The sequence below is a fragment of the Paenibacillus sp. genome (assembly GCF_031177825.1).
Classification (GTDB): Bacteria; Bacillota; Bacilli; order Paenibacillales; family YIM-B00363; genus Paenibacillus_AE.
Window position 1 is genome coordinate 1 of record NZ_JAPSKE010000030.1, and the last position, 6,510, is coordinate 6,510.

Genomic DNA, 6,510 nt, shown 5'->3' on the forward strand with positions numbered 1-6,510 from the left:
ATTGTATTGGATTTGCTTCTGCCCTTTCTTTGGCGGCATAGAAAAATCCCCTCCGGTCAACAGTGTTTCATCCATGATACCATGGACTCTTTTTTCACTGTCTACCATGAGGGGATAATACCAGGGCCCTCTGACTCTAGAGTTCTTTTTATTAATGATAAATGTACCAATTACAGCCTATTTACATTAAAATTTTGGATTTGTTATCTTCGAGGTAAGTTGGATTCGAAACGATTACCGGATATTATTTCCTACAAGCTTTGACTGTACTTTCGATTTTTCTGAAGCCTTTAATGAGGAACCCAGAATTACTATGCCGCTTACCAATGCGATCCATGTAAGAGCGGCTACGGGAGCATTCCAGCCAAATCCTTTGCCAAAGAAGAACAATTCCCTCAGACCATCGACCATAAAGCGCATTGGAAGCCATGGATGAATCCATTCCCGATAGAAAGGGGACATCATTTCAGGCGGCAAAGCCAGCAAAGGCGCCCCGAAGAAAAGCAATAAGGCGAATATAGCAATCCCTCTGAAACCCAACACCGACATTACAGCAGTTATCATTAGGTAAAAACTGAAGAACGTAACTGATAAGAACAATGCTGTATCCGCAAATTTAGGAATATCAAGATCCAGCATTCCATCCGAAAGCCAGGTTAGTCCGAATCCAACAACAAGAGAAGCGATCGTGCCCATCAGGATATACATCAGCTTCGAGACTAGGCTCTCTCTTCGGGTCGTAACCGATAATTTACTGACGGCTATAAAAAGGATTGCCGAGCTAGCGATACATGCCATCCATAAGGGCTGAAATAAGGAAACAGGGGCATTGCCATTCGCGCTTTTCGCGCCTGTTTCATTAACATTTGTCACTTTTTTTGCAATCGGCAAGGCTAAAGCCGCAGCTTGCTCTACGGTCAGCATCACTCCCTGCGCCTTAAAGACTTCAAGCAATTGGGCGCGAACGCTGTTGTTCATGTTGTCAACGACTCCGTTCAGGATTTGCCCTGCTGCTGCCGATGCTGCGGTATTCATGCCTTGGTTTATAAATATTTGAACTTCAGGCAATGACGGTTTCGGGGTTCGCAATGAGGCTTGCTTAGCACTGAAGTCGCTTGGAATAACCAATGCCGCGTAATACGCTTGATTGTTTAATCCATTCCGCACCTCTTCCGTGCTTGATACCTCCACCCACTTCACAGCGGGGTCGCCTTCCGTTGTTGCTGCCGTTTTCCGCATCATTTCAATGATTGATTGCCCCATATTCATTTTCGGCTGACCCTGAATTTCGAAACCTTGATCTTCATTCACAACGGCAATCGGCAAATTTCTTGGTTTTGACTGGACAGTTGGAAAAAGTGTAAGCGAAAAAATAAATACAACCAGGAAAGCAATAAATGGCGCTAACAATACCAATTTGTTTTTACAAATATTCATGTTTCCCATCCTCATTTCGCAGAAAAATACTCACTCAAGATGGTGCGTCAATTCCCTGCAATAAGTCCTTATTGCGTCCTCCACAAAATCGTCGATGATCGATGTCTGGTTAACAACCGGTTTCCTTATCATGATGGAAAAATCAGCGGTCGACTACTATCTAAACCCAATCAAGTTTATCTGGGTTTTGTACGGCATATATTCTGGCAAGCTTTCCGCGTCGGAGTTGTATAAATATAGCGGCTGCGATTTCGTCCCCCGAACGGAGTACTATACCGGTCTCACCGTTGAGAGGGGCAACCTCGAAGTGAGCACATCCCTTATAGTAGTGCTTTATACCCTCGAACGCGGCAGCAAGGATTCGGGCCACGCGATCACTCGATTGTATCGGATACGTGGTCGCGATTGTTCTTCCACCTCCGTCGGAGACGAGCATGACGTCTTCGGTCAGCAGAGACAGCACTTGATCGACGTCACCTTGTTCGAGGCATGTGATGAACCGGCTAACCCATTCCAATTCGACAGCTTCGGCCGCGACCGGCTCCTCCTCGGATATTCCCATCTTGCTTCTTGCTCGGCTCAACAGCTTGCGACAATTCGACTCTTGCTTGCCGAGCAGTTCAGCAATATCGGAATAATCGAAGCCAAGCGCCTCACGCAGAACGAAAACCGCCCGCTCTGTCGGCGTCAGCCGTTCGAGAAGTACGAGCATGGCGTAAGACAGAAGATCGCGGCGGACGACCGTCGTCTCGAGCGTATCCGCCTCCGACGTCCGAATCGGTTCGGGGAGCCACGGACCAACGTATACTTCCCTCCTCTTCCTCGCCGACTTCTGCAGATTAAGACAGCGATTGGTTACCATTTTGCACAAATACGCTTTTGGTTTCTCTAAACGTTCAGGATGCACGTCGAACGACTTAAAAAATATGTCCTGCACCACATCTTCCGCGTCATCCGCAGAGCCTGTCAGCTGATAAGCCAGCGTGAACAGCAGCGCTCTATATTGCTCGTACAGTTCTTCCATCTGCTGCTTCTCCTTTCCTATCGAAGCTTACTGCCTGCATCCCATGTCAGCTTCTTGAGTTTCCACGCAAGCTTTCCCGTCATTATCATATCAAGTCCCCATTTGCGCCCCCACACCAATCCGCGATTTTCCCCCAGGCCGATGCAGAAGAAATCCAGCGGCGCCGCTTTGTGAACCGGCGCCGGGCGGTCCTCCAGATCTGCCACCACGATTTTTCCCAGTCGATGTTCCTGTAGCGCAATCTCTGCGCACCTCATCTGAGCTGCCTTGCCGGTTTGTGGGTCGACGATTCTCGCACAGTCGCCAATGCTGTATACGCCTGGCGCCCCCTGAACACGATAGGATTCATCCACCAACATTTGGCCAGCAGGAGTAAGCGGCAAGCCCATCGTGCGAAGGGCCGGATTCGGAATCAGACCAATCGTCCATATACATAAACCAACCGCCAGACGATCGCCATTGTTCAGCTTCACCACTCCTGCCTCCTCCCGCATCACCCTACGGTTGTAAAGCACGGTCACTCCGCTTTCACTGAGGATTTGATCTAATTTTCGTCCAACTTTTTCGGGTCCTTCCATGAACAATCGTTCTTGTCCACTCACCAAATAGACAGAAATATCGGACGGGTTCATTCCTAGTGACGATGCTTCCTTCTGCATCTCAAGTGCAAGCTCGGCGGAAGTCTCGATGCCGCTTATACCCGCCCCCGCAACTGCGACTGTCATCAGTCGCTTTCGTTCTTTAGGATTTGTCTCACCCACAGCTTGGCGTAGATTGGCGCGCCAGCGCTCCCGTATGACCGCCGCGGTTTGCGGATCGGTTAAAGGAATGCCTCCCTGATCAGGATCCGGTTGCCGAACGACACTGCCTACCGCCAAAACTACAAGGTCATACCGAATTCGGGCATCATTTCCTTGCGCATCTGTATAGTGAATCTGTTTTCCCCTGCTATCCACGGACGTAACCGTACCTTGCACGAATTCGACTCCTTCTAAAAACCCATAACGCGTCCAGGGAATCATAATCTCTTCCTCGCCCACGGCCGGCCGGAACAACAGTATTTTGCGCACATGACCTGGCTGCTTGTCGAACAGAACAAACCGAATGCGCCGTCCGTTCGCCATGCCCTGGGTTTCTTCCTTTATTGCTTTAAGCGCGGCAAGCCCTGCATGGCCGCCTCCGATGAAGATGCATGTCAATTCGTTCATCTTTCCTCAGCTCCTCTTACGTTTTGCACATATAACAATGTATGGCGCTGATTTGTGACATCGGGAACGAACGAATGAGAAACCTTGCATGAGCCACTTTAATCAGCCGTTCTTTCGTGCTAGTTTGTTGAGTTAATTGCCAGTTATCTTAACGCCGATAGCCAGTCTAATACTTTATTTTCCCGGTCTAATAGTTTATTTTTCAATCTAAAACTTTATTTTTCTCGAACAAATAACGAATAAAGCCCGGCGTCAGGTTTCCCTGTCGACGGGCTTCGCGCATTACAGCCGGAACTCGACGCCCGTCAGCCGTTCCGATACGTCCCAGAGCCGGCGAGCGACTTCCGGGTCGTCCTTCTTCTTGCCGACGGCGTCCGGCGCAGGATACCCGCGGCGGCCGCCGCGGCCGTCGGGGCCGATCAGCTCGCCGCCGCGAATCGCCGGATTCGTCGCCGCGTACAGCGTCGGCAGCGCCCCCATCTCCGCGGAGTGCCCGACGGAGGCGAACAGCAGCTTCATGAACCGCCCCGACTCTTTCCCGGAGCCTCGCGAGAACAAGTTCGTCGTCGAGATGCCCGGGTGGCACGCGACGCTGATCGCGGCGGCGCCGGCGGCGCTTAGGCGCCGCTGCAGCTCGAGCGCGAACAGCAGGTTCGCGAGCTTGCTCTGCGAATAGAACTTCATGGCGCCGTACCCCCGGGATCCGTCCAAGTTGTCGAAGTCGATGCGTCCTGAACGCGCCGCGATGCTCGTCAACGCGACGACGCGGGAGCGCCCCGACTCCGGGGACGTCAGCGCCGGCAGCAGCAGGCCGGTCAAGGCGAAGTGCCCGAGATGATTGCTTCCTCCCGGATCCATGGTTCCGAGGCTTAATTCCTTACAAACGTAAGCTTATCGGGATTGCGCATGAGGTAGATGCTCCGGATTCCGTCCCCCGCGATGCGGAACATGCCTGCGGTGTGTACAATCCCTTCTTCCGAGCGAATGACGAAGCCGGCTTGTCCGTTGAGACGGACGATGTCGATCGCGAAATCTTCCCCCACCATAGCGGCCTTGCGCAAGCCGCCAAGCAGAAACCGCGCGACGCGCTCTCTCGTTCGAATGGGATTCACCGCCGCGACCGCCTTGCCTCCTCCGTCGGCGACAAGGACGACGTCTTGATCCAGCAAAGCGTAGATCCGGTCCAGATCCCCCTTCTTCAGCGCCGCCACGAAGTCGTCGGCCCACGATCGGCCGGCCGCATCGGAACGGACCGGCTCGTCTTCGGAAAGCTCCATCTTCGCTTTCGCCCGGCTGAACAGCTTCCGGCAGCCGACCTCGCTCTTGCCGAGCAGGCCGGCGATCTCCCCGTACTCGAAACCGAGCGCCTCGCGTAAGACGAATACGGCGCGTTCCGAGATCGACAGGCGTTCCAGCAAGACGAGCATGGCATAGGACAAGAGGTCGCCTTGAACGACCGATTCCGACGAATCGTCCGCCGCGGCTTGCAGCGGCTCCGGCAGCCATTCCCCGACATAAAGCTCCCGCTTCTTGCGCGCCGATTTATACAAGTCGCGGCAGCGATTCGTCACCATCTTGCAGAGGAACGCTTTCGAATCTTCCAGCCTGCTCGGCGGAAGACTCTGCGCTTTCAGGAAGACGTCCTGCACGACGTCCTCCGCGTCGGCGGCCGATCCGGTCAATTGATAAGCCAGCTTGAACATCAACCCTTTGTACTGCACGTACAGCTCCTGCATCGAAGCTCGCCCCTTCCGCGCGATAAACTCCCTTCCCTCACTCTATCGCCGGCGAAGCGGAGAAACAAGGGATGTCACAAAACGATACTCTCCGTCGTGTTATGGATGAAGCGCGGATCGACGATCCGGACGTCGAACGGCTTCGCCAACTTACGGCCCGGCAAGAAGGGCTATCTATCCCAGGAGGTTATCCTATGAAAATCATAATCGTCGGCGGTACCGGATTGATCGGCAAAAAAATGGTCGCTACCCTTCAAGCGCTCGGACATGAAGCGGCGGTCGCCTCGCCGTCGGCGGGCGTCAACGCCGTCACCGGCGAAAGCTTGGAGGAAGCGATCCGAGGCGCGCAGGTCGTCGTCGACGTGACGAACTCCCCGTCGTTCGAAGCCCAAGCCGTCTTATCGTTCTTCGAGACGTCGACTCGCAATCTGCTCGCCGCCGAAGCGGCCGCCGGCGCGCTCCATCATGTGGCGCTCTCCGTGGTGGGTACGGATCGTCCGCCGGGGAACGACTATTTCCGCGCGAAGCTCGCGCAAGAGCGGCTGATTCGATCGTCCGGCATGCCGTATACGATCGTACGCGCCACGCAATTTTTCGAATTCGCCGGCGCCATCGCCTACACCGCGACGGAAGGACAAACCGTTCGCTTGCCCTCCGCCCTCGTGCAGCCGATCGCGGCGGACGACGTGGCGGCGGCGATGGTCGATTGCGCGCTCGCCTCGCCCGCGAACGGCGTCGTCGAGGTGGCCGGACCGGAGCGGCTCGGACTGGACGAATTCGTCCGAGCCTCCTTGAGAGCGAACGGGGATGAACGGATCGTCGTCACGGACGATACCGCGGGTTACTTCGGGGCGCCGCTCCTCGCGGAATCCCTCGTGCCCGTCCAAGACGGCGCCAGAATTGCTCCGACTCGACTCGGCGAGTGGCTCGGGCGGATCGAAACGCGAGGATAAGCCGGGTCTCAACGCACGAAGCGGCGCCTCCGGTCGGATATCGACCGGGGGCGCCGCGGGATTATTGGTATGGGGGAAGCCCATTAGGTGAAAAAACGGTAGGGGTGGGGGGGGTGTTCGGGGGGGGCGCGGTGCGGGGACGGTATGCCGTG

Annotated in this window: 6 protein-coding genes; 1 reads left to right on the forward strand and 5 read right to left on the reverse strand. The window is 54.8% G+C overall.

The genetic code is table 11. The features are described from left to right. Nucleotides 1-234: 234 nt before the first annotated feature. From RIN49_RS23920 to sigJ (RIN49_RS23940), 5 genes are all read right to left on the reverse strand, one after another. Complete coding sequence (locus RIN49_RS23920; RefSeq protein ID WP_375295280.1) at nucleotides 235-1,437, reverse strand: YhgE/Pip domain-containing protein; 1,203 nt, start codon at nucleotides 1,435-1,437, stop codon at nucleotides 235-237. A gap of 160 nt (nucleotides 1,438-1,597) precedes the next feature. Further along, nucleotides 1,598-2,461: an RNA polymerase sigma factor SigJ gene (gene sigJ / locus RIN49_RS23925; RefSeq protein WP_309122667.1), complete on the reverse strand. Its 864-nt coding sequence runs from the start codon at nucleotides 2,459-2,461 to the stop codon at nucleotides 1,598-1,600. A 17-nt stretch (nucleotides 2,462-2,478) separates the two neighbouring features. Then, nucleotides 2,479-3,669 carry an NAD(P)/FAD-dependent oxidoreductase gene (locus RIN49_RS23930; RefSeq protein WP_309122668.1) on the reverse strand — a complete coding sequence of 397 codons (1,191 nt, stop codon included), beginning with the start codon at nucleotides 3,667-3,669 and terminating at the stop codon, nucleotides 2,479-2,481. 282 nt (nucleotides 3,670-3,951) lie between these two features. Further along, on the reverse strand, nucleotides 3,952-4,527 hold the full coding sequence (locus RIN49_RS23935) for an SDR family NAD(P)-dependent oxidoreductase (RefSeq protein WP_309122669.1): 576 nt from the start codon (nucleotides 4,525-4,527) through the stop codon (nucleotides 3,952-3,954). Between the two features lie 11 nt (nucleotides 4,528-4,538). Beyond that, nucleotides 4,539-5,405, reverse strand: a complete 867-nt coding sequence (sigJ, locus tag RIN49_RS23940; RefSeq protein WP_309122670.1) for an RNA polymerase sigma factor SigJ — start codon at nucleotides 5,403-5,405, stop codon at nucleotides 4,539-4,541. 194 nt (nucleotides 5,406-5,599) lie between these two features. Here sigJ (RIN49_RS23940) and RIN49_RS23945 point away from each other — a divergent pair, with 194 nt between their 5' ends. After that, nucleotides 5,600-6,358 carry an SDR family oxidoreductase gene (locus RIN49_RS23945; RefSeq protein ID WP_309122671.1) on the forward strand — a complete coding sequence of 253 codons (759 nt, stop codon included), beginning with the start codon at nucleotides 5,600-5,602 and terminating at the stop codon, nucleotides 6,356-6,358. Nucleotides 6,359-6,510 lie beyond the last annotated feature (152 nt).